This window comes from Bradyrhizobium sp. CCBAU 21365, from assembly GCF_015291305.1.
Classification (GTDB): domain Bacteria; phylum Pseudomonadota; class Alphaproteobacteria; order Rhizobiales; family Xanthobacteraceae; genus Bradyrhizobium; species Bradyrhizobium elkanii.
In genome coordinates this window covers 7,100,734-7,120,620 of the sequence record NZ_CP030036.1, presented here as the reverse complement: position 1 = coordinate 7,120,620, position 19,887 = coordinate 7,100,734, and the positions used below count along the sequence as shown (strand labels likewise).

The 19,887-nt window shown below is 65.2% G+C and carries 22 protein-coding genes; 11 read left to right on the top strand and 11 right to left on the bottom strand.

Features of this window, described 5'->3' with window-relative positions:
* The first annotated feature begins 56 nt into the window (after window positions 1–56).
* From XI02_RS33480 to XI02_RS33470, 3 genes are all read left to right on the top strand, one after another.
* The gene (locus XI02_RS33480) at window positions 57–422 is read left to right on the top strand and encodes a PleD family two-component system response regulator (RefSeq protein WP_018273268.1); all 366 of its coding nucleotides are present in this window, start codon (window positions 57–59) and stop codon (window positions 420–422) included.
* Between the two features lie 75 nt (window positions 423–497).
* Window positions 498–1,664, top strand: a complete 1,167-nt coding sequence (locus XI02_RS33475) for a chemotaxis response regulator protein-glutamate methylesterase (protein WP_172647262.1) — start codon at window positions 498–500, stop codon at window positions 1,662–1,664.
* On the top strand, window positions 1,661–2,533 hold the full coding sequence (locus XI02_RS33470; RefSeq protein WP_172647263.1) for a protein-glutamate O-methyltransferase CheR: 873 nt from the start codon (window positions 1,661–1,663) through the stop codon (window positions 2,531–2,533). The genes XI02_RS33475 and XI02_RS33470 overlap by 4 nt, the downstream gene beginning before the upstream one ends.
* Window positions 2,534–2,696: 163 nt before the next feature.
* On the opposite strand, the gene XI02_RS33465 is transcribed toward XI02_RS33470, so the two are convergent.
* From XI02_RS33465 to ctrA, 5 genes are all read right to left on the bottom strand, one after another.
* Window positions 2,697–3,854 (bottom strand): glutathionylspermidine synthase family protein, encoded by a 1,158-nt coding sequence (locus XI02_RS33465; protein ID WP_172647264.1) that lies wholly within the window; start codon window positions 3,852–3,854, stop codon window positions 2,697–2,699.
* A 33-nt stretch (window positions 3,855–3,887) separates the two neighbouring features.
* Window positions 3,888–4,106, bottom strand: coding sequence for a hypothetical protein (locus XI02_RS33460; protein ID WP_018273265.1), 219 nt, complete (start codon window positions 4,104–4,106; stop codon window positions 3,888–3,890).
* Window positions 4,107–4,214: 108 nt separating this feature from the next.
* Window positions 4,215–4,646, bottom strand: a complete 432-nt coding sequence (locus tag XI02_RS33455; protein WP_172647265.1) for a hypothetical protein — start codon at window positions 4,644–4,646, stop codon at window positions 4,215–4,217.
* A gap of 16 nt (window positions 4,647–4,662) precedes the next feature.
* Entirely contained in the window at window positions 4,663–5,067 is a 405-nt protein-coding gene (locus XI02_RS33450; RefSeq protein WP_016848561.1) for a DUF350 domain-containing protein, read from the bottom strand.
* A 167-nt stretch (window positions 5,068–5,234) separates the two neighbouring features.
* Entirely contained in the window at window positions 5,235–5,936 is a 702-nt protein-coding gene (gene ctrA / locus XI02_RS33445; protein ID WP_016848562.1) for a response regulator transcription factor CtrA, read from the bottom strand.
* Between the two features lie 367 nt (window positions 5,937–6,303).
* Between ctrA and fliI the strand changes: the two genes are divergently transcribed.
* The 4 genes from fliI to XI02_RS33425 all read left to right on the top strand — a co-directional run bounded on the left by fliI (window position 6,304) and on the right by XI02_RS33425 (window position 9,837).
* Window positions 6,304–7,629 (top strand): flagellar protein export ATPase FliI, encoded by a 1,326-nt coding sequence (gene fliI / locus XI02_RS33440; protein ID WP_172647266.1) that lies wholly within the window; start codon window positions 6,304–6,306, stop codon window positions 7,627–7,629.
* Between the two features lie 108 nt (window positions 7,630–7,737).
* The gene (gene fliJ / locus XI02_RS33435; RefSeq protein WP_016848565.1) at window positions 7,738–8,157 is read left to right on the top strand and encodes a flagellar export protein FliJ; all 420 of its coding nucleotides are present in this window, start codon (window positions 7,738–7,740) and stop codon (window positions 8,155–8,157) included.
* A 201-nt stretch (window positions 8,158–8,358) separates the two neighbouring features.
* On the top strand, window positions 8,359–8,904 hold the full coding sequence (locus XI02_RS33430) for a sigma-70 family RNA polymerase sigma factor (RefSeq protein WP_172647267.1): 546 nt from the start codon (window positions 8,359–8,361) through the stop codon (window positions 8,902–8,904).
* Window positions 8,905–8,907: 3 nt separating this feature from the next.
* Window positions 8,908–9,837, top strand: coding sequence for an anti-sigma factor domain-containing protein (locus tag XI02_RS33425; RefSeq protein ID WP_172647268.1), 930 nt, complete (start codon window positions 8,908–8,910; stop codon window positions 9,835–9,837).
* A gap of 329 nt (window positions 9,838–10,166) precedes the next feature.
* Here the strand turns inward: XI02_RS33425 and XI02_RS33420 are convergent, their stop codons facing one another.
* The 4 genes from XI02_RS33420 to XI02_RS46075 all read right to left on the bottom strand — a co-directional run bounded on the left by XI02_RS33420 (window position 10,167) and on the right by XI02_RS46075 (window position 13,811).
* Window positions 10,167–10,367 (bottom strand): hypothetical protein, encoded by a 201-nt coding sequence (locus XI02_RS33420; RefSeq protein WP_016848568.1) that lies wholly within the window; start codon window positions 10,365–10,367, stop codon window positions 10,167–10,169.
* A 385-nt stretch (window positions 10,368–10,752) separates the two neighbouring features.
* Window positions 10,753–12,885, bottom strand: coding sequence for a flagellar biosynthesis protein FlhA (gene flhA, locus XI02_RS33415; protein ID WP_172647269.1), 2,133 nt, complete (start codon window positions 12,883–12,885; stop codon window positions 10,753–10,755).
* A gap of 405 nt (window positions 12,886–13,290) precedes the next feature.
* On the bottom strand, window positions 13,291–13,587 hold the full coding sequence (locus XI02_RS33410; RefSeq protein WP_172647270.1) for a hypothetical protein: 297 nt from the start codon (window positions 13,585–13,587) through the stop codon (window positions 13,291–13,293).
* Between the two features lie 101 nt (window positions 13,588–13,688).
* Window positions 13,689–13,811: a hypothetical protein gene (locus XI02_RS46075; RefSeq protein WP_256438777.1), complete on the bottom strand. Its 123-nt coding sequence runs from the start codon at window positions 13,809–13,811 to the stop codon at window positions 13,689–13,691.
* Between the two features lie 351 nt (window positions 13,812–14,162).
* Here XI02_RS46075 and XI02_RS33405 point away from each other — a divergent pair, with 351 nt between their 5' ends.
* Window positions 14,163–14,630 carry a hypothetical protein gene (locus XI02_RS33405; RefSeq protein ID WP_240536885.1) on the top strand — a complete coding sequence of 156 codons (468 nt, stop codon included), beginning with the start codon at window positions 14,163–14,165 and terminating at the stop codon, window positions 14,628–14,630.
* A gap of 145 nt (window positions 14,631–14,775) precedes the next feature.
* Window positions 14,776–15,975 carry an MFS transporter gene (locus XI02_RS33400; RefSeq protein ID WP_018273260.1) on the top strand — a complete coding sequence of 400 codons (1,200 nt, stop codon included), beginning with the start codon at window positions 14,776–14,778 and terminating at the stop codon, window positions 15,973–15,975.
* A 7-nt stretch (window positions 15,976–15,982) separates the two neighbouring features.
* Here the strand turns inward: XI02_RS33400 and XI02_RS33395 are convergent, their stop codons facing one another.
* Together XI02_RS33395 and XI02_RS33390 are read right to left on the bottom strand one after the other, a co-directional pair.
* Window positions 15,983–16,387, bottom strand: coding sequence for a DUF4864 domain-containing protein (locus XI02_RS33395; protein WP_026193213.1), 405 nt, complete (start codon window positions 16,385–16,387; stop codon window positions 15,983–15,985).
* An 89-nt stretch (window positions 16,388–16,476) separates the two neighbouring features.
* The gene (locus XI02_RS33390; RefSeq protein WP_018273259.1) at window positions 16,477–17,025 is read right to left on the bottom strand and encodes a cupin domain-containing protein; all 549 of its coding nucleotides are present in this window, start codon (window positions 17,023–17,025) and stop codon (window positions 16,477–16,479) included.
* Between the two features lie 148 nt (window positions 17,026–17,173).
* Between XI02_RS33390 and XI02_RS33385 the strand changes: the two genes are divergently transcribed.
* Together XI02_RS33385 and XI02_RS33380 are read left to right on the top strand one after the other, a co-directional pair.
* Window positions 17,174–18,502, top strand: coding sequence for an aspartate aminotransferase family protein (locus XI02_RS33385; protein WP_069278577.1), 1,329 nt, complete (start codon window positions 17,174–17,176; stop codon window positions 18,500–18,502).
* Between the two features lie 106 nt (window positions 18,503–18,608).
* Window positions 18,609–19,874 (top strand): D-amino acid dehydrogenase, encoded by a 1,266-nt coding sequence (locus XI02_RS33380; protein WP_069278576.1) that lies wholly within the window; start codon window positions 18,609–18,611, stop codon window positions 19,872–19,874.
* The last annotated feature ends 13 nt before the right edge of the window (window positions 19,875–19,887 follow it).

Here is a 19,887-nt window from a genome sequence, read left to right as displayed (position 1 = left end):
CGCCCGAACTGAAGAACTGAAACATCCCACCGGGGATGAGGAAGTAGAGGTCGCAGATGAGAACCTGTCTTGTTGTCGATGACTCAAGCGTCATTCGCAAGGTCGCCCGCCGCATCCTGGAAGGACTCGACTTCCAGATCGTCGAGGCCGAGGACGGCGCCAAGGCGCTCGAGGCCTGCAAGCGCGCGATGCCGGAAGCCGTGCTGCTCGACTGGAACATGCCGGTCATGGACGGCTACGAGTTTCTCGGCAATCTCCGCCGCATGCCCGGCGGCGATCAGCCCAAGGTCGTGTTCTGCACCACCGAGAATGACGTCGCGCATATCGCACGCGCGCTGCATGCCGGTGCCAACGAGTACATCATGAAGCCGTTCGACCGGGACATCGTCACCGCGAAGTTCCAGGAAGTCGGACTCATTTAGGTCTACGTTCGGTCCGGCGGCAGAAGCCTTCGGCTCAACGGTTGTTGTGCGTCGTGTTGCGTCGCTGGTGAAGTCATGAGTGTTGCGTTGACAAGTACTGCGGTCCCGACATCGACCCGTTCCGACAAGGTGCGGGTGATGGTGGTCGACGATTCCGTGGTGATCCGCGGGATGATCTCGCGCTGGATCGGCGCCGAGCCCGACATGGAGGTCGTCGCCTCGCTGCGCACCGGCCTCGACGCCGTCAACCAGCTCGAGCGCATCAACCCCGATGTCGCGGTGCTCGATATCGAGATGCCCGACCTCGACGGCATCTCGGCGCTACCGCAGCTGCTGGCAAAGAAGCGCGATCTCGTCGTCATCATGGCCTCCACGCTGACCCGCCGCAACGCGGAGATCAGCCTGAAGGCACTCTCGCTCGGTGCGTCCGACTACATTCCGAAGCCGGAAAGCACGCGCGAGGCCACCGCCGCGGAAACCTTCCGCCATGACCTGATCCAGAAGATCCGTCACCTCGGCGCCAAGGCGCGGCGCAGCCCGGTGCATACGACGGCAAGCCCGCCGCTTGCGCCCGGTCATGACAGACCGCGTCCGCTGGCTCCCGCTGCCGCGCACCCGGCGCCGGCCCAGGCCACGCGCCGTTCGTTCGGCCTGCTGCCGCCCAAGGTGCTGCTGATCGGCTCCTCGACCGGCGGACCGCAGGCGCTGATGACGCTGGTCGCCGAGATCGGTCCGGTGATCGATCGCTTCCCGGTGCTGATCACCCAGCACATGCCGCCGACCTTCACGACTATTCTCGCCGAGCATCTGGCGCGCACCAGCAAGCGGCCGGCGCATGAGGGGATCGACGGCGAGAGCATCAAGCCGGGCCAGATCTATCTGGCGCCGGGCGGGCGCCACATGCGCATCGCGCGCCACGGCGTCGATGCCACGATCGCGCTCGACGACGGGCCGCCGGTCAATTTCTGCAAGCCCGCGGTGGATCCGATGTTCACCTCCGCGATCGATGTCTGGCAGGGCAGCATCATGTCGGTGATCCTGACCGGCATGGGCTCCGACGGCATGCGCGGCGGCAAGGACATCGTCGCCGCCGGCGGCAGCGTGATCGCCCAGGACGAAGCAACCAGCGTGGTGTGGGGCATGCCCGGTGCCGCGGTCAATGCCGGCATCTGCGCCGCGGTGCTGCCGCTCAACCAGATCGCACCGAAGCTTGTTCGGGTGTTTGCGGGAGACCGTTCGTGACGCCGCTGGACTACGAGTATCTGCGCAAGCTGCTGAAGGAGCGTTCCGGCCTCGATCTCTCCGCCGACAAGCAGTATCTGGTCGAGAGCCGCCTGCTGCCCCTGGCGCGCCGGTCGAACCTCGCCGGGATTCCCGAGCTGGTGCAGCGGATGAAGGGCGGTGCGGAGCCGCTGACATCGGAGGTGGTCGAAGCGATGACCACCAACGAGACCTTCTTCTTTCGCGACAAGATCCCGTTCGACCATCTGAAGGAAGCGGTGCTGCCCGCGCTCGCGCAGGCGCGCGCGGCGCGCCGCAGCTTGCGCATCTGGTGCGCGGCGTCGTCGACCGGGCAGGAGCCGTATTCGATCGCGATGCTGCTGAAGGAGATGACTGCGCTGTTTGCCGGCTGGCGCATCGAGATCATCGCCACCGACCTGTCGCAGGCGGTGCTCGAAAAGGCCAAGGCCGGCCTGTTCAGCCAGTTCGAGGTGCAGCGCGGCCTGCCGATCCAGCTGCTGGTCAAGTATTTCGTGCAGAAGGGTGAGCTCTGGCAGCTGAACGCCGATATCCGCGGCATGGTGCAGCATCGCCAGCTCAATCTGCTGCAGGACGTCTCGCATCTCGGCACCTTCGACGTGATCTTCTGCCGCAACGTGCTGATCTATTTCGATCAGCAGACCAAGGCCGGTGTCTTCGGCAAGGTGGCCCGGATGCTCGAGCCCGACGGCGTGCTGGCGCTTGGCGCGGCGGAATCCGTGGTCGGCATCACCAATCTGTTCAGGCCCTATCCCGACCGGCGCGGGCTGTATCAGCCGAACACTGCGCCAGTCGCGCGCGCCGGCGCCGCGCTGCACGTGCTGAAGGCGGTCGCGTCCGCTGCGCGGTGAGTGCGTTTCCTGAACGATCGTCAATTGTTCGTCCGTCATCCTGAGCGCGCTCTTGCGCGCGTCTCGAAGGATGCACGGCCACCAGCCGGTCCGTCGATCCTTCGAGACGCCGCTTCGCGGCTCCTCAGGATGACGGGGTTGAAAGCGCAACCGCGTCAACGCGCTACAAAATCGCGTGCGGCAGGAAGCGCGAGGTGTTGCCGGTGATCGGATTCTCGTCTTCCCGAATCGACAGTCCGCAGGGCGTGCCGTCGACCAGCCAGCTGCCGAGCACCGGATACTGCCCGGAAAAATTCGGCAGCGGCGCCAGTGCCTGGCGGATGAAGCCCTCGGCGCCATAGGGGCCTTGCTCGGCGATCAGCGTGACGCCGGCGCTGACCAGCTCGACATTGGCGCCCTCGCGCGAATAGATCGGCTTGCGCACGAACGAAGTGCCGAGCTGGGCGGCCTGCGGGTCGTCCTCGAAATAGGCCGGCAGCAGATTGGGGTGGTCCGGGAACATCTCCCAGAGCAGCGGCAGGATGCCCTTGTTGGAGAGGATCGCCTTCCATGGCGGCTCGATCCACTGCGTCGGCGCGCTCGAGAGATTCTTGCCGAACGCGTCGTGGAACATCCATTCCCATGGATAGAGCTTGAACGCGAGCGCGATCGGGCGTTCGTCGAGGTCGACGAACTGACCGTCGTCGCGCAGTCCGATCTCTTCGATGTCGAGCAGCGTGGTCTTCAGCCCGGCCTGCGCCGCGGTGTCCTTGAGATAGGCGAGCGTGCCGGCGTCCTCGGGATTTCCGGTCAGTCCGGTGAGATGCAGCGGGTGGGTCGCGCCGATCCTCTTCCAGGCCTCGATCAGCCGGTCGTGGATCGAGTTGAACTGGTCGGCGCGCTTCGGGATGATGTTGCGTTGGATCGCCTGTTCGAGCCAGGTCCATTGAAACACCGCGGCCTCGAAGATCGAGGTCGGCGTGTCGGCGTTGTATTCGAGCAGCTTGGCCGGGCCGCGGGCGTCGAAGGTGAGATCGAGCCGGCCGTACAGGCTCGGATTCTTGCGGCGCCAGCTTGCCGCGATCAGATCCCAGAACGCATCCGGTATCTTCAGCCGGCGCAGATAGCGCTCGTCCCTGACCGCGCGTCCGGCGAGCTCGAGGCACATCGCGTCGATCTCGCCGGTCGGCGCCTCGATCGAACGCTCGATTTCGTCCAGCGTGAAGGCGTAATAGGCGCGCTCGTCCCAGTACCGTTCGCCGTCGATGGTGTGGAAGGTGAAGCCGGCGTTCTCGGCAGTCGTCCGCCAATCGTCGCGTTCGGGACATGCGATGCGTTGCATGAGGGGAAACCGAGCTCGCTCGTCAGCCTGGTGTCAGCTTCCGCCATGCGACGGATCGTCATCGCCGTAGCGCGCGATGGTGCGCGGCGCGCCGCCGAAGCCGCCGGAGGGTGACCGTTCCGCCGATTTTCCCTTTGTTCCGTGTCCTGCATGGTGGTCGCTGCGGGCATGGCTTGGCGTCGGGCCGATCGACGCCGCGCCGATCGCGATACTTCCCATCAATTTCAGCCATACGCGGCGCGAGCGTTTCATGGACGCAATCCCTGCCTTGCCGTCTGCGGAGCCATGCCGAGTTTCCATCAGCTGCGTTCGCCGGGCAAGCGAAAGCGCGATGACACGGCGATGACACGGCAACAAGCATCAGCCGCCGCTAAAGCCGAACGCATGCGCGAATGAACCGAAGCCGCCGCGGCTCACCGACGAGCTTGACGATGAGCTCGAGGAAGAGGAGGAGCCGCTCGACGACGAGCTGCCGCTGTAGAAGCTGCTGCGCGAGCCGCTGCTGCCGCCCGATCCGGACGACGAATTGCGCGCCGTGCAATCGACGCCGGGTTGTGGCGGGACCGGCGTGGCGACGCCCGGTGCGGTGACGCCCGGCGGCGTCGGCGGCACCGGCTGGCAATTCGGCCGCGGCATCAGCGCGTAGGCGCTGCCGCCGACCGCGAGCGTACCCATCAAGAGCAGCGCGACGTGGTTGGAGCGCTTGGATGGCGCATCCGGCCGCGGCGGCGTCGGCACCGCCGGGACGACCGGTCGCCGTTTGCCGAAGTCCGGGTTCGGTTTGCGCGCCATGGTTTGGCTCAACGGCTCAGTAGATCATGCAGGCCGCGTTCAGCGCGCCTGCGGCCAGCGAGGACAGCCCGAGCCAGATCGCCGGCGCCATTTCGCCGGAGGCGATCCGCGCCGACAGGTTCGGCACCGGGATCTTCACGATGTAATAGACGATGATCTGCACGATCAGCGCGATGATGCTCCAGATCAGGCAGTCCACCACATTGGCGGAATGGGCGATGGCGCTGACCACCGGCAGCACGAAGCCGAGCAGGCTCAAGCCCAGCGCAATCGCCGCCGCCGGATCGTTGTCGCGGATCAGCTGGAATTCGTCATGCGGCGTGACGCGCGTGTAGACGAAGAGGTAGGCGACCACGGCGATCAGCGCCGTGCAGAAATAGACCAGGAACGCCGGCAGCCCGGCGAGGGATTGCAGGATCATGTCGGGGCGGTCCGGGAGTTCGTCGGGATTCGCGCGAGGCAGGATTGCACGTTCCCTTGGTCGGCGCATGCCGACAGCCGGTTCAATCCCAAACAAAAACCCCGCCATTTACGGCGGGGTTCAGGTCGAAAGGAGCGAACCTTGCGGTTCTCTGCGGGCCAAGAAGGTCAGGCGGGAATGCGTTCGTCGGCCTCGTGTGGCTCGCGCAGCACGTAGCCGCGGCCCCACACGGTCTCGATGAAGTTGCGGCCTTCGGAGGCGTTGGCGAGCTTCTTGCGGAGCTTGCAGATGAAGACGTCGATGATCTTCAGCTCCGGCTCGTCCATGCCGCCGTAGAGATGGTTGAGGAACATTTCCTTGGTGAGGGTGGTGCCCTTGCGGAGCGAGAGCAGCTCCAGCATCTGGTATTCCTTGCCGGTCAGGTGCACGCGCTGGCCGCCGACCTCGACCGTCTTGGTGTCGAGATTGACCACGAGATCGCCGGTCTGGATGACCGACTGGGCGTGGCCCTTGGAGCGGCGCACGATCGCGTGGATGCGAGCGACCAGTTCGTCCTTGTGGAAGGGTTTGGTCATGTAGTCGTCGGCGCCGACGCCGAGACCCTTGACCTTGTCCTCGATGCCGGCGAGGCCGGAGAGGATCAGAATGGGAGTCTTGATCTTCGAGACCCGGAGCTGCTTGAGCACGTCGTAGCCGGACATGTCGGGCAGGTTGAGGTCGAGCAGGATGATGTCGTAGTCGTAAAGCTTGCCGAGATCGACGCCCTCTTCGCCGAGATCCGTCGTGTAGACGTTGAAACTCTCGGATTTGAGCATCAATTCGATCGACTGCGCGACGGCGCTATCATCTTCAATCAGCAAAACGCGCATGCCAGTCCCCTATAGTCGCCGCTCCGGGCGTCAGGTCGGCCGCACTTGCGGCACTCACAAAACGCCTTTGAACAACTGATTCGGATCCTGACGAGATATGGTTAACAAAAACTGATTCCTCGACGCAAGCTCTAACCGTGCAATTTTTGTCGAATCGCCCTAAGATATTGCGTAGAAGAAGCTTTTCCTAACCGCGCTCGTTCAGTTTCCACATTAAGAGCCGGGCCTAACCGACTCTCGCGACTCGCCCTTCTTCTGATGGGCAAGCGACCTCAGTCACCAAAGACAGTGACGCAATGATTAATGATGCGGGTAAACACGAAGTTAAGCGGCCGGAGCAAAATCGTGGAAACTTAAGGTTTTCGCAATGAAGGCGCTCGCGGAGCAGATCGGCGACATCGACGGCGTCAATATTTATGGCCGCGTGGTCGGCGTCCGCGGGCTGATGGTCGAGATCGCCGGCCCCATTCACGCGATGTCGGTCGGCGCCCGCATCGTGATCGATGTCGGCGCGGGCCGCTCCATCCCGGCCGAGGTGATCGGCTTCTCCGGCGAGAACGCGGTGGTGATGCCGTTCGGCGGGCTCGATGGCGTCAGGCGCGGTTGCCGCGCGGTGATCGCCAATGCGGCAAGCCAGGTGCGGCCGTCGCCGGCCTGGCTCGGCCGTGTCGTCAACGCGATGGGCGAGCCGATCGACGGCAAGGGCCCGCTGGTGCAGGGCGCCTCGCCGATGTCCTACCGCAACTCGCCGCCGCCGGCGCATTCGCGCAAGCGGGTCGGCCCGCCGCTCGATCTCGGCGTGCGCGGTCTCAATACCTTCCTGACCTGCTGCCGCGGCCAGCGGCTCGGCATCTTTGCCGGCTCCGGCGTCGGCAAGTCGGTGCTGCTGTCGATGCTGGCGCGCAATGTCGATGCCGCGATCTCGGTGATCGGACTGATCGGCGAGCGCGGCCGCGAGGTGCAGGAATTCCTCCAGGAGGATCTCGGCGAGGAGGGGCTGGCGCGCTCGGTCGTGGTGGTCGCGACCTCGGATGAGCCGGCGCTGATGCGGCGCCAGGCGGCGTATCTGACGCTCGCCATCGCGGAATATTTCCGCGACGAGGACCAGGACGTGCTGTGCCTGATGGATTCGGTGACGCGCTTTGCGATGGCGCAGCGCGAGATCGGCCTCTCGGCGGGCGAGCCGCCGACCGCCAAGGGCTACACGCCGACCGTGTTCACCGAACTGCCGAAGCTGCTCGAGCGGGCGGGGCCGGGCACCGGCGACGGCACCATCACCGCGATCTTCACGGTGCTGGTCGACGGCGACGATCACAATGAGCCGATCGCGGATGCGGTGCGCGGCATCCTCGACGGTCATATCGTGATGCAGCGGGCGATCGCCGAGCGCGGCCGCTATCCGGCGGTCAACATCCTCAAGTCGGTCTCTCGCACCATGCCGCGGTCGGCCGACCCCGACTTCCTGCCCTACATCAACAAGGCGCGGCAGGTGATGGCGACCTATGCCGACATGGAGGAATTGATCCGGCTCGGGGCCTACCGGCCGGGTTCCAGCGCGGAGGTCGACGAGGCGATCCGGCTGCATGAGCCGCTGGAGGCCTACCTGCGCCAGGCCAAGGACGAGGCGACCAGCCTTTCCGACGGCTACCGGCAACTGGCTCAAATCCTGTCGGGTTTGGAAACGGAACGCTAACTTTGTCAGGCCATCATCGCCGGAACACCATAGCTATGCCGGCGGGGCCCAGCGGGGAGCCGGCTCTGTCCCGCGTTCAGATCTGGGACTTCTGGGGAGTATGAGTCGATGAAGTCACGTGAAACGCTGATTCGCCTGAAGAAATTTCAGGTCGACGAAAAGCGCCGTCGGGTTACCCAGATCGAAGGCATGATCGCCGACTTCCAGCGCATGTCGGTCGAGCTCGAGCGCGAGATCCAGACCGAGCAGGAGCGCGCCGGGATCAACGACCCCACGCACTTCGCCTATCCGACCTATGCCAAGGCCGCGATCCAGCGCCGCGAGAACCTGACCCGTTCGGCCGACGAACTGCGTGCCCAGCTCGACGACGCCAAGGCGCTGCTGTCGGAGGCATTCGAGGAATTGAAGAAGGTCGAGCTGCTCGACGAGCGCGACCAGGCGCGCGAACGCGCGGAGGAGAGCGCTCGAGAGCAAGCCGACATGGATTCGATCGGCCTGATGCGGGCCCGTCTAGGCGTCATCGCCTGAATCCTCGCTCCCTCCGCTGACCAGATTGAGAGCCCGGGCCGATCGCCCGGGCTTCTTGCTGGGCGCTGTCCACAAGCCGGCGGCCTGTCGGCCATTTGGCGGATCGTGGTGTCCCAAAATATGCTACCACCGGTCTGGACGGGACGATCGGCGGCACGGTGGCAATGACGCGATGGGGGATCGAGGCTTGGAGGGCGCAAAGTGCTGACGCCGGCTGAGCTGGTCTGGCTGATCGCCGCCGTCGCCAAGGGGGATGAGGCCGCCTTTGAGCGGCTGTACGCCGCGACCCGCGCGAAACTCTTCGGCGTCGTGCTCCGTATCTTGCGGCGACAGGACCTCGCCGAGGAGGTCATTCAGGAGGCTTACGTCAAGATCTGGAACAGCGCCGGGCAGTTCAACCCAGCCCTGTCGTCACCGATCACGTGGATGACGTCGATCGCGCGCAACCGCGCCATCGACGTGGTGCGCAAGCGCGGCGAGGCCTCGCTGGAGGACGAGCCGGCGGCGATGGAGGTCGCCGCCGACCAGCCCGATCCGCTGGCGCGACGGGAAATGACGGAAGAGTTGAAGCGATTGCTGGAGTGCGTCGGTCGTCTGGAGCCGGATCGTCAGAAGCTCGTGCTGCTCGCCTATTACAACGGCTGGAGCCGCGAGCAACTCGCCGCAAAGTTCGAGACGCCGGTGAACACGGTGAAGACCTGGCTGCGCCGCAGCCTGATGGATATCCGGGAGTGTCTTGAACTCTGATTGATGGCCTATAGCGAAGACCATATCGCGCTCGCCGCGGAATATGCGCTCGGTACGCTCGATGCCGAGGAGCGCGCGCAAGTCGAGACCATGATGGCCGTCGACAGCGAGTTCGCAGCGCTGGTGCAGGCCTGGCAGTTCAGGCTCGGGCCGCTGAACCAGATGGTCGGCCTGGTCGAGCCGCGTCCGGTGGTCTGGGACAACATCAAGGCGGCGATCGGCCACACAAGCGCGCCGCAGGCGCCGCCGCCTTCGCCAATCACGGACGATCCCGAATTCGGCTCGGCGTTCGATCCGGAGCCTGCGCAGTCGCCCGAGCCCCGGAGGCTGCCCGAGGCCCGACCGCCACGGGTCATCTTCGACGAACGCAACGTGACCGCGCTGACGGGCCGCGTGAAACGCTGGCGCGGCATCGCGTCGGCCGCGACCGCGATCGCGGCCGCGCTGCTCATCACGCTCGGCCTGCAGATCTACAAGCCCGATGCTCTGCCGAATGCGATCCGACCGAAGCCGCGCATCCACACCGTCGAAGTGAAGACGCCGGCGCCGGCGTTGACGCCGTCGGCGCAATATGTCGCGCTGCTGCAGGGGCCGAATGGCGGGCCGGCCTTCATCATGACCATCGACGGCGCCACCAAGAATTTTACCGTCCGCAAGGTCGGCGCTCCGTCGGAGCCCGGCAAGAGCTTTGAGCTCTGGCTGATCTCCGACAAGCTGCCGCAGCCGCGCTCGCTCGGCGTGATCGGCGCCGATGATTTCACCGCGCGCCCGGTGCTGTCGGGCTACGATCCCGACGTGATCAACGGCGCCACCTATGCGGTGACCGTCGAGCAGGCCGGCGGTTCGCCGAACGGCCAGCCGACCTCGGCGCCGATCTTCACCGGCAAGCTGATCGAGACCGTGCCGGGCGCGTCGGGTTCGCCGCCGCGATAAAAGCCTTGGCCTTCGTCGTTCTCGGCAGATGCCGATATTTCTCGTCATGGCCGGGCTTGTCCCGGCCATCCACGTCTTTCTTGAGATCGGGGCCGAAGACGTGGATGCCCGGGACAAGCCCGGGCATGACGAATTGGAGAGTTCGCGCCGATCGGGCCTGCCGATTTGTTCGTCCAAACGACCGTGATGCGTAGCGCAAAAAAAGAAAACGCCCGTGGGGAGCGGGCGTTTTCGATAGTCAACTTGGGGGTAGTTGGGGGTCTTAAATATCCACGCAGCGACTTTGGGGGGCTGTAAAGAACACTACGTGAATTCGTGAAATTCTCCTGTTAGCGGACCAGCGAGTTGCTGGAGCTGGTGATCGCGACGGGCTTGCCGGCCTTCATGACCCGCGCCGTCTGCGTGTATCCCTCATCCGACGAATTATGTGCCGCGATGCCGAAGCCCGCGACCAGGATACCGGCGAACAACGCCACAACCACAATCTTCAGGTGCGTCATACGATCGGCGCTGTAGATCGAGTGGTTCATGGAAGTCTCCTGCCGCCTTCCTGCTCTCAGTAAATCTGTCGGTTCGGTCTGTTGTCCGGTTCAACGTCTCGTGCCCCGCTAACGTAGGATTTGCCGATTCCGTTCCCTAGAGGCCATCACAAGGCCGTGATGAGACGTGATCTGGCGCGATCAAAGATGACCCTTTGGTAACCTGAGACGCATTAAAGTTATTTAATATCAGTATCTTGAGCTCGTGCTGGAATGCTGCATCCCAGATAGGGCCGTTCCGGCCTGTTCCACATAAATCAGTTGCCTGTGGCGAGAAAACACAGACGAAAACGCAAGTGATTTGCGGCCCCTAGCTCGTTTTCGCGCGAAGTGGACGCCCGGCTCGCGTGCAGAAAACGCTTCCGAACAAGAGACTCTAAACGCTGCCGACCGTCTTCAGCCGGGCCCTGGGATGGATCTCGGCTTGCGACAGGACGGTGGTCTGCGAGCGGAACCGTTCCACCAGTGAGCGAACGAACGGCCGGATCGCGGCCGACGTCACCAGGACCGGCGCCTCGCCCTCGCGCGCCGCCTGCTCGAAGGCGTTGCGCACCGCGGTCATGAATTCCGACAGTTTCGAGGGCTGCATCGCCAGGCTGCGGTCGTCGCCGGTGCCCACGATCGACTCCGCAAACGCCTGCTCCCAGCGTGCCGACAGCGCGATGAGCGGCAAATAGCCGTTCGGCGAGGTGTTTTGCGCGCAGATCTGGCGGGCCAGTCGGGCGCGGACGTGTTCGACCATGGTGGCCGGATTGCGCGAGAACGCCAGCGCGTCGGCGATGCCTTCGAGGATGGTCGAAAGATCGCGGATCGAGATGCGCTCGGCGAGCAGCAATTGCAGCACGCGCTGGATGCCCGACACCGTGACTTGGCCCGGCACGATGTCCTTGATCAGCTCGCCTTGCTCCTTCGGCAGGTCCTTCAAGAGCTTCTGCACCTCGCCGTAGGACAACAGGTCCGCCATGTTGGTCTTGAGCAGCTCGGTCAGATGCGTCGACAGCACCGTGGCGGCGTCGACCACGGTGTAGCCCTTCAGCGCGGCCTCTTCCTTCAGGCCGGCGTCGACCCAGGTCGCCGGCAGGCCGAAGGTCGGCTCGATGGTGTGGATGCCGGGCAGTTGCACCTGGTTGCCGGCCGGGTCCATGACCATGAACTGGCTCGGCCAGATCTTGCCGGTGCCGGCGTCGACTTCCTTGATCTTGATGACGTAGCTGTTGGCTTCGAGCTGGACGTTGTCGAGGATGCGCACCGCCGGCATCACGAAACCCATCTCTATGGCCAGCGAGCGGCGCAGCGCCTTGATCTGCTCGGTCAGGCGGTCGGTGCCGTCGGGGCCGTTGACCAGCGGTAGCAGCGCGTAGCCGAGCTCGATCTTGAGGTCGTCGATCTTCAGCGCGGCGGCGATCGGCTCCTCCGCGGCTGCAGCGGCGGCGGCCGCGGCAGCAGTCGGGGCGGCGGCGGCCGCCGTTTCGGCCGCCTTCGCAGCCCGCTTCTGCTTGCGTGCGTTCCAGGCCAGCACCGCGGCGCCGGAGCCGAGCGCCAGGAACGGCAGCGTCGGAATGCCCGGCAGCAGCGCCAGCACCAGCATCACGCCGGCCGACATGCCGAGCGCCTGCGGATAGCCCGAGAGCTGGCGCATCAGTGCCTTGTCGGCGGCGCCGGTGATGCCAGCCTTGGAGACCAGGAGGCCCGCGGCGGTCGAGACGATCAGGGCCGGCACCTGGGTGACGAGGCCGTCGCCAACCGTCAGCACGGTGTAGGTGCGGGCGGCTTCGCTGAAGGAGAGGCCCTGCTGAGCAACGCCGATGATGATGCCGCCGACGATGTTGATGCCGACGATCAGGAGGCCGGCGATGGCGTCGCCGCGGACGAATTTCGAGGCACCGTCCATGGCGCCGAAGAAGCCGCTCTCGTCCTCCAGCGCCTTGCGGCGTTCCTTGGCGGCCTTCTCGTCGATCAGGCCGGCGGAGAGGTCGGCGTCGATCGCCATCTGTTTGCCGGGCATCGAGTCCAGCTGGAAGCGCGCCGCGACTTCGGCGATACGGCCCGAACCCTTGGTGATGACCACGAAGTTCACGATCACCAGGATCGCGAACACGATGATGCCGATCACGAAGTTGCCGCCCATCACGAAGTTGCCGAACGCCTCGATGACGTGGCCGGCGGCCGCCGTGCCCTCATGGCCGTGGCTCAGGATCAGCCGGGTCGAGGCCATGTTCAGCGACAGCCGCAGCATGGTCGAGATCAGCAGGATGGTCGGAAACGACGAGAATTCCAGCGGCGCCTGGATGAACAGCGAGGTCATCAGGATCAGGATCGAGACCGTGATCGAGACCGCCAGGAAGAGGTCGAGCACGATCGAGGGCAGCGGCAGGATCAGCACCACCAGGATGGTGAGGACGCCGATCGCCAGCGCGATATCGCCGCGCTTCAAGATGTCGCCGATCTCGCCGAGGCTCGGCAATCCGCTCTTGCCTGCCGTGCCCTGACCCGCCGTGACGTCGACCATGGTAGCCGCTCTCCCCCGCGACTGGCGGCTGCGGCCGCCAAGCGTCTGCGCGACGGCCGCAGGGCCGCCGTTCCGAAAGTGAGGCACCGCGCTGGCGTTCACGGGGATCTCCGCCCGTTAGACGCGTTCGACGACACTCGACTTCACTCGGCAATTCTTGCCGGGTGTATGGTTAGCAAAGGGTTAATAAGTGCTTTCGCGCGGCCGCACGGGTCGTCGCAGGCGCCGGGCAGGGGAGTCTGCTGGGAGCAGGGGCGATAAGGCCTCGTGGTTCGAGACGCGCCGCCCTCACCATGAGGATCCAGACCACGATTTTGCCGAGCAACACGGCGTCATCCTGAGGAGCTCGCCAAAGGCGGGCGTCTCGAAGGATGGCCACGGATGACGCCGCCGGCCTTGCAGCCTCTATCTGAGCGCACCGAGCACGACGCCCGATGCGGCGATGATGCCGAGCGTGATGACGCTGACGCGCCACAAGAACTGCTGCCGGGCGGCGCGCCGGTCATGAAAGGCCAGCCAGTCGTGGACAAAGCCCGCGGGGATGTCGAACACCACCGCCGACTTGTTGCGACGATGCGTTTCATGCTCGCAGTACATCGTCCGGACCGTCGGCACGCCCAGCCGCTCGAGCTCGCAGTGCCATTCCCAGGCATGCTTGCCGTTGGTCCAGCGATTTTCGAAAGGGACCACGTGCGATTTCATGACGAGCCTCCTGGCCCACCCTGAACCCACGTCACCATTCTAGCCCAAGGTGCGGACCGGCGCGAGATCGGCGCCGGCCGCCTCGGCCGATCGCAGCGGCGCTAGTTGGCCGACTGCGTCCATCTGCGCCAATGCGTCGGCTGGATGTCGAGGTGCCTGCTGCCGGCATGGTCGACCCATTCGGCGCCGTCGCGGTGGCACGGGAACATGAGCGCGTGGACCATGCCATCATAATCGAGAACACAGACCTCGAGCTCGCGGTCCGAGGGCGCTGATGCAACGGGTAACCACTCTGCTGACGACGAATGCATGATGACCCTCCGACAGTATGCGCTTCGATCCTTTAACCTTGTGAACTGCAACCTTGCGAACTGCGCGCCATCCGGCGGAATGATAGGTCCGGATGGCGGGCCGCCAGTGTGAACCGGCTCGCATTGTAGCAGTTTCTTCGTCAACATGGATCACCGTTCGACGGCCGGTATTCCCGGGTTCGTCAGGAACCGCGCCGGAGGTTGAACTTGCCGGGACCGGCGTCCGACCAAACGCAAATTGAATGTCTTGGTCAGGGATGCCTGATGTCAGAACCGATGCTTCGCAGCATTGCAGTGCTTGACGGATACACGTTGGTGCGACGCGGCCTTGTCGCAGCCATTTCCGTTTGCTCGATTTGCCTTGCGACAGCCGCGGCCGCCAAGCCGCCCGGCGCCGAGGCGGTGATGATCCGCATGATCACCTGCGACGGCGAGGGCGTCCGGATGGAGGTCTATCTGCCGCTCTCGGTCGATCGCCATATGCGGGGCGGACAATCCGTCATCGGCTACTACACGCTCGATCTGACCGACGTGAACAAGGGCAAGCCGCTCGAGCCGGTGCGTGTCACCCTGAGCACCGACCAGAAGACCGTGACCGTCGATCAATACCTCCGGAGCCTGCCGCCGACCCGCATTCCGGTCACCGGCGGCACCGTCGATTTCGACCAGCGGTTCGCAAAGCACGCGAAGTGCGGCCCGTTCCAGTCGCAGGATCCCGATTTCGGCAATTGATTCGGTTCATTTTACTGTCGCAGAACGCGCGTCCCGTTGTTCGCGCATGCCTAATCTCTCGGCAATGTGGCTTGACCCGGAGGCAAATGCCGACGAAGTTCCGCCTGCCGTGGTAATTTCTTCTGAATTTTCCCCTGAAGTCGCTATGTTCATTCCCGACTCGCGCCGGGCATGGCTGCGCCTTGTCGTGGCCGTGGTGATCGGCTCGCTCGGCAGCGTTGGCATGTGGTCGGTCGTGGTGGCGTTGCCCGTGGTGCAGACCGACTTCGGCGCGACCCGCGGGACGGCCTCGCTCGCCTTTACCATGGTGATGCTCGGCTTCGGCCTCGGCCAGGTCGTGACCGGGAAGATCAGCGACCGCTACGGCATCGTCGCGGCGATCGGCGCCGGGATCGGCATCCTCGGCCTCGGCTATGTCGGCGCCGGCTACGCGCCGTCGATCTGGGCCTTCATCCTGCTGCATTTTGCCATCGGCCTGTCGTCGGCCGCGACCTTCGGCCCGTTGATGGCGGAGGCGTCGCACTGGTTCGAGCGCTACCGCGGCCTCGCGGTCGCGATCGCCGCGAGCGGCAATTACGTCGGTGGTACGGTGTGGCCGCCGCTGGTCAATTTCGGCATGCAGAGTGTCGGCTGGCGCACTACCCATATTGCAATCGGCATCTTCACCGCGATCGCGATGCTGCTCGCACTCATGGTGCTGCGCGTGTTGATGGGCGCAGCGACCAGGCGCAGCCATGGCAACGCGGCACCGCCCCGGGTCGACCTCAAGCTTTCCACCAACGCGCTGACCGCGATCCTGTCGCTCGCGTCGATTTCCTGCTGCGTGGCGATGTCGATGCCGCAGGTCCATATCGTCGCCTATTGCGGCGATCTCGGCTACGGCGTGGCGCGCGGCGCCGAGATGCTGTCGCTGATGCTCGGCTTCGGCATCATCAGCCGGATCGGCTCCGGCTTCCTCGCCGACCGGATCGGCGGTATCCGCACCCTGCTGATCGGCTCGATCGCGCAAGGCGCGGCGCTGTTGTTCTATCTGTTCTTCGACAGCCTGACCTCGCTCTACATCATCTCGGCGATGTTCGGCCTGTTCCAGGGCGGCATCGTGCCGAGCTACGCGATCATCGTGCGTGAGGCGATGCCGGCGTCGGAGGCCGCGACGCGGATCGGCATCGTGATTTTCGCCTCGGTGTTCGGCATGTCCTTTGGCGGCTGGATCTCGGGCGTGATCTTCGACGCCACCGGCTCCTATGCCGCCGCATTCGCCAACGGCCTCGCCTGGAACCTGCTCAATGTCAGCATCATCCTGCTGCTCATGATGCGGGTGCGGCAGCGGGTGGCGCTGGCATGATTCTCGGTCACACCGACTGGCCGGCCTTGAGCAACGAGCAGCCGGTGATCTTCAGGCTGCCGTCGGCCTGCCGCTCCAGCGTGTAGAGCGCCTCCCACGCTTCGCCCTTGGCGTCGACGATATGGACGCGCTGCGCGATCCGGTCGCCGTCGCTGCGCGCCTCGCCGAACTCGAAGCTTCTGTGCCGATAGACCGGCGCATATTGGTTCTGCACCATCGACATGAAGATGTCGGCTTGCGGAAAGATCTGCCGGATCGCGGGCGCGGCATGGGAATAGGCCGCCGCGGCGTCGTCGCGGCCGAACGCCTGCTCCTGCGCGCGGATCACGGCCTGCGCGGCGCCGACGTCATCGGCCGCTGCCGGCGAGGCGAGGGCGAACAGGATGGCGGCAATGAAGGCGATCGCGCGCATGCGCGGCTCCATCTCGGATACCAGCAGATACGTATCCTAGCACACGCCGGTTTCGGCCGGTTGGACGTCGCCCGCCGCGCGCGCCGGGTTCAAAATGTCGGCGGCGTGCAGGCCGAGATCACCTCGCACGGCTTGGCGCCGATGCAGCGGAAGCGGTGCGGACGGCGGCTTTCGAAGTAATAGGCGTCGCCGGCGTTGAGCACCCGCCGCTCGTCGTCGACCGTGACCTCGAGCCGGCCCGAGACCACGATGCCGCCTTCCTCGCCCTCATGCACCAGCGGCACCCGGCCGGTGTCGCTGCCGGGCTCGTAGCGCTCTTTCAGGATCTGCAACGCCCTGCCGAACAGACTGTCGCCGATCTGCAGGTAGGAGATCGGCTTCTTGCCGATCTCGGTCAGCTCGTCGGCGCGATAGAACGCCTTGCGCGGCCGCTCCGGCTCGATTGCGAAGAATTCGGCGAGCCCCATCGGAATCCCGTCGAGGATGCGCTTGAGGGCGCCGACCGACGGGTTCATCTGGTTGGATTCGATCAGCGAAATCGTCGAATTGGTCACGCCGGAGCGTTTGGCGAGCTCGCGCTGCGACAGCTTGTGCCGCGCGCGGATGAATCGAAGCCGACCGCCGATGTCGACGCTCATGACGAATCCCTGTTGCAGGTGTTGCGGATCGAACAAATCTTGGCAGACCGCTTCAACAAGATCAATGGCTTGCGGTGCGGCAGAAAAGGACTTGTTGAGTGCCTGGAAGAGTGGTCCGACTAGCATCAGTCAGCAATGGAGCGCCGCCGTGACCGTTCATCAGATTCCGAACACCATCAAGACCGACTCGTTCTGGATGCCATTCACGGCCAACCGGCAGTTCAAAAAAGCGCCGCGGCTGTTCTCCTCCGCCAAGGGCATGTACTACACCTCGGTCGACGGCCGGCAGGTGATCGACGGCTCCGCCGGTCTGTGGTGCGTCAACGCCGGCCACGGCCGCCCGCAGATCGCGGCCGCGGTCGAGCGGCAGCTGTCGACGCTGGACTTCGCGCCCTCGTTCAACATGGGCCACCCGCTGGCGTTCGATTTCGCCGAGCGGCTCGCCGAGATCGCCCCGAAGGGGCTGGATCGCGTCTTCTTCACCAATTCGGGCTCTGAATCGGTCGATACCGCGCTGAAGATCGCGCTGGCCTATCACCGCGCCGCCGGCCAGGCGAGCCGCACCCGGCTGATCGGCCGCGAGCGCGGTTACCACGGCGTCGGCTTCGGCGGCATGTCGGTCGGCGGCATGGTCGCCAACCGCCGCCAGTTCGCGACCCATCTGCCGGGCGTCGACCACATCCGCCATACCCACGATCTCGCCCGCAACGCCTTCGCCAAGGACCAGCCGGACCATGGCGCCGAGCTCGCCGACGACGTTGAGCGGATGGTCGCGCTGCATGGCGCCGACACCATCGCGGCGGTGATCGTCGAGCCGGTGCCGGGCTCGACCGCGGTGCTGCCGGCGCCGAAGGGCTATCTGCAGCGCCTGCGCGAGCTCTGCACCAAGCACGGCATCCTGCTGATCTTCGACGAGGTCATCACCGGCTTCGGCCGACTCGGCACCCCGTTCGCCGCCAACTTCTACGGCGTGACGCCCGACATGATGACGACCGCGAAGGGCATCACCAACGGCACCGTGCCGTGCGGCGCGGTGTTCACCAGCCGCCAGATCCACGACGGGCTGATGGTTGGCCCGGACAACGCCATGGAGCTGTTCCACGGCTACACCTATTCGGCGCATCCGGTGGCCTGCGCGGCGGGTCTTGCCACGCTCGACATCTACAAGGACGAAGCTCTGCTGACCCGCGGCGCCTCGCTCGCCGACTACTGGCGCGATGCCCTGCATTCGCTGAAGGGCCTGCCGAACGTGGTCGACATCCGCAACCAGGGTCTGATGGGCGCGGTCGAAGTCGCGCCGCGCGATGGTGCCGTCGGCGCGCGCGGCTACGACATCATGGTCGATTGCTTCAATCGCGGCCTCTACTTCCGCATGAGCGGCGACTCGCTGGCATTGTCGCCGCCCCTGATCGTCGAGAAGTCGCATATCGACGACATCGTCTCGATCCTCGGCGACTCCATCAAGCGCGTGGCCTGATAATTGCTAGCTAGATATTAGCTGGCTCTACAAATTGCTGTCGCCGTTGCGAAGCAGAGTGGTTTCGCAGCGGCGATTGCGTTTTCGCTGCAGGATGTGAGGAAAAGTGAAGGTCCTTGTTCTCGGCAGTGGCGTGATCGGCGTCACCTCTGCCTATTACCTTGCGCGCGCCGGCCACGAGGTGACGGTGATCGACCGTCAGCCGAAGCCCGCGCTGGAAACCTCCTTTGCCAATGCCGGCGAAGTGTCGCCCGGATACTCATCGCCCTGGGCCGGCCCCGGCGTGCCGGTCAAGGCGGTGAAGTGGCTGTTGATGAAGCACGGCCCGCTGGTGATCCGCCCCAAGCTCGATCCCGTGATGTGGCTCTGGCTCTTGAAGATGCTGCGCAACTGCACCACGGCGCGCTACGCGGTGAACAAGAGCCGGATGATCCCGATCGCGGAATACAGCCGCGACTGCCTGCAGGCGCTGCGCAGCGAGATCGGCATCCGCTATGACGAGCGTGCGCGCGGCACGCTGCAGCTGTTTCGCGAGCAGGCCCAGCTCGATCACACCGGCGACGACATCGCGGTGCTGAAGCAATACGGCGTGCCGTTCGAGGTGCTCGGCCGCGAGGGCTGCATCGCCGCCGAGCCCGCGCTGGCCGGCGTGAAGGAAAAGTTCGCCGGCGGGCTGCGGCTGCCGCATGACGAGACCGGCGACTGCCATATGTTCACGCAGGCCCTGGCGCTGGAAGCCGAGAAGCTCGGCGTGCGCTTCAACTTCAATGTCGGCATCGACGCCCTGAATGCGGACACGACGCGGATCACCGGCGTCGCGACCAGCGCCGGGATGATGACGGCGGATGCCTACGTGCTGGCGCTCGGCAGCTATTCGCCGATCCTGCTGCGGCCGCTCGGCATCTCGCTGCCGGTCTATCCGGTCAAGGGCTATTCGATCACCGTGCCGATCAAGGACGCGTCCGGCGCGCCGGAATCGACCGTGATGGACGAGAGCTACAAGGTCGCGATCACCCGGCTCGGCGATCGCATCCGGGTCGGCGGCACCGCGGAGATCTCGGGCTATTCGACCAAGCTCTACGCCGCGCGCCGCGCGACGCTGGATCATTCGCTGACCGACCTGTTTCCGCGCGGCGGCGACCTTCCCAGGGCCACCTTCTGGTGCGGGCTGCGTCCGATGACGCCGGACGGCCCGCCGGTGATCGGCGCGACGCGCTTTGACAATCTGCACCTCAACACCGGCCACGGCACGCTCGGCTGGACCATGGCCTGCGGCTCCGGCCGGGTGCTGGCGGATATGCTTTCCGGCAAAAAGCCCGAGATCGACACCAAGGAGCTGTCGATCAAGCGCTACGACCACCGGTTCGGTTAGACCTCATCGTCGC

What these genes read in the sequence shown, in the direction of transcription:
- XI02_RS33480 (WP_018273268.1), top strand. Translation starts at nt 57, where the DNA reads ATGAGAACCTGTCTTGTTGTCGATGACTCAAGCGTCATTCGCAAGGTC.
- XI02_RS33475 (WP_172647262.1), top strand. Translation starts at nt 498, where the DNA reads ATGAGTGTTGCGTTGACAAGTACTGCGGTCCCGACATCGACCCGTTCC.
- XI02_RS33465 (WP_172647264.1), bottom strand. Translation starts at nt 3,854, where the DNA reads ATGCAACGCATCGCATGTCCCGAACGCGACGATTGGCGGACGACTGCC.
- XI02_RS33460 (WP_018273265.1), bottom strand. Translation starts at nt 4,106, where the DNA reads ATGAAACGCTCGCGCCGCGTATGGCTGAAATTGATGGGAAGTATCGCG.
- XI02_RS33455 (WP_172647265.1), bottom strand. Translation starts at nt 4,646, where the DNA reads ATGGCGCGCAAACCGAACCCGGACTTCGGCAAACGGCGACCGGTCGTC.
- XI02_RS33450 (WP_016848561.1), bottom strand. Translation starts at nt 5,067, where the DNA reads ATGATCCTGCAATCCCTCGCCGGGCTGCCGGCGTTCCTGGTCTATTTC.
- ctrA (WP_016848562.1), bottom strand. Translation starts at nt 5,936, where the DNA reads ATGCGCGTTTTGCTGATTGAAGATGATAGCGCCGTCGCGCAGTCGATC.
- fliI (WP_172647266.1), top strand. Translation starts at nt 6,304, where the DNA reads ATGAAGGCGCTCGCGGAGCAGATCGGCGACATCGACGGCGTCAATATT.
- fliJ (WP_016848565.1), top strand. Translation starts at nt 7,738, where the DNA reads ATGAAGTCACGTGAAACGCTGATTCGCCTGAAGAAATTTCAGGTCGAC.
- XI02_RS33425 (WP_172647268.1), top strand. Translation starts at nt 8,908, where the DNA reads ATGGCCTATAGCGAAGACCATATCGCGCTCGCCGCGGAATATGCGCTC.
- XI02_RS33420 (WP_016848568.1), bottom strand. Translation starts at nt 10,367, where the DNA reads ATGAACCACTCGATCTACAGCGCCGATCGTATGACGCACCTGAAGATT.
- flhA (WP_172647269.1), bottom strand. Translation starts at nt 12,885, where the DNA reads ATGGTCGACGTCACGGCGGGTCAGGGCACGGCAGGCAAGAGCGGATTG.
- XI02_RS33410 (WP_172647270.1), bottom strand. Translation starts at nt 13,587, where the DNA reads ATGAAATCGCACGTGGTCCCTTTCGAAAATCGCTGGACCAACGGCAAG.
- XI02_RS46075 (WP_256438777.1), bottom strand. Translation starts at nt 13,811, where the DNA reads ATGGTCCACGCGCTCATGTTCCCGTGCCACCGCGACGGCGCCGAATGG.
- XI02_RS33405 (WP_240536885.1), top strand. Translation starts at nt 14,163, where the DNA reads ATGTCAGAACCGATGCTTCGCAGCATTGCAGTGCTTGACGGATACACG.
- XI02_RS33400 (WP_018273260.1), top strand. Translation starts at nt 14,776, where the DNA reads ATGTTCATTCCCGACTCGCGCCGGGCATGGCTGCGCCTTGTCGTGGCC.
- XI02_RS33395 (WP_026193213.1), bottom strand. Translation starts at nt 16,387, where the DNA reads ATGCGCGCGATCGCCTTCATTGCCGCCATCCTGTTCGCCCTCGCCTCG.
- XI02_RS33390 (WP_018273259.1), bottom strand. Translation starts at nt 17,025, where the DNA reads ATGAGCGTCGACATCGGCGGTCGGCTTCGATTCATCCGCGCGCGGCAC.